Consider the following 1,144-nt stretch of genomic DNA (forward strand, 5'->3'; position numbering starts at 1 on the left):
CATCTCGGCGCGCCCTATGCAGATGTATGACGAGGATGTCGTGACGCTGATGCGTAGGGCAGTGCGTCCAAACGGGTCGAGCTACCTCGAAGAGGCACGGTTTGAGTCCTCGGCCTGGGAAGACATCGGAAGGCCCGAGTTTGCAAGGCTTTGGGATGCCGAGGCTGCGTCCCTGCCAAAAACCACCACGACCAAGCTCTACCTGCTGACCGGGCTCTTGTTGCCGATCTGGAAGGACATTCCGACCACCAATGAACGCATCTACAGGGTCACGCCCGGTGGGGCGACCGCCATGATCGGGCGCACGCTGAGCGAAGAAGGGGCGGCCGCGCTGTGCGCCCGCTTCCTCGTCTCCAACCCGCAAACACCGCAAGAGATGCTGACCGCCGCATTGGGCACCACCGCGCCGGTCGATCTGGGCCGGGGTCTGACCCTGACCCGTCGCCGCGTCGCAGGCGAGATGCGCCTCGAGCTTGGCGGCGCGGACAAGGGCATGATCGACAGCCTCAAGGCCCTCGGCTGCTTCACCGAGATCATTGCCTTCCAGTTGCGGGTGTTCCTGCCGCATGGGGACGGGATCGACACGGGAAGCATTCTGGCCCGGATCGTGGGGCAGGAAGCCGCCATGACGTCAGAACAAGCCGCCTGAAAAGTCAAAGCGGGCTTTCGGTCGGGCGTCGCGGATCGGGGTTTGCCCGGGCTGCGCTTTCCGGGCGCGGGCAGACCAATGCCACGCCCGGCCCCCCAAATTCAGACAAGAGGACAGACCCATGACCAATCCCCAGATCGACTATGCCGCAATGGCGGCTCAGTGGCGTGTAGAGCGCGAAACCACCTTGAAGGCATCCAGAGTGGAGCTGCTCGCGCAGCTACGTGCGCTTGGCATCAGCGAGGTCGCTGTCGAATACGAAGGCTATGGCGACTCCGGCAATGTCGAGGATGTGACGGTGCAGCCTGCAGAGGTCAACCTGCCGGAGCCGCTTGCCACAAAGGTTGGCGACTTCTCCTGGTCGCTCGCCTATCACCATCACCCGGGGTTCGAGAACAACGAGGGCGGCTACGGCACGCTGTCCTGGGACATAGCACTAGACAGCATCACCCTCGATCACGCGGACCGCTATGTCGAATGCTCGCACAGCTATGA

1 protein-coding gene and 1 pseudogene are annotated in these 1,144 nt (G+C 63.3%); both read left to right on the top strand.

The genetic code is table 11. The features are described from left to right. Positions 1 to 649, top strand: a pseudogene (locus tag A3764_RS19580) (SAM-dependent methyltransferase); the annotation flags it as partial. 121 nt (positions 650 to 770) lie between these two features. After that, positions 771 to 1,144, top strand: a 374-nt coding sequence (locus tag A3764_RS19585; protein ID WP_067951993.1) for a DUF6878 family protein, incomplete at its 3' end; no start/stop codon positions are given.

Origin of the sequence: Sulfitobacter sp. HI0129 (assembly GCF_001635395.1) — a bacterium.
In the GTDB taxonomy this organism is placed as follows: Bacteria; Pseudomonadota; Alphaproteobacteria; order Rhodobacterales; family Rhodobacteraceae; genus Sulfitobacter.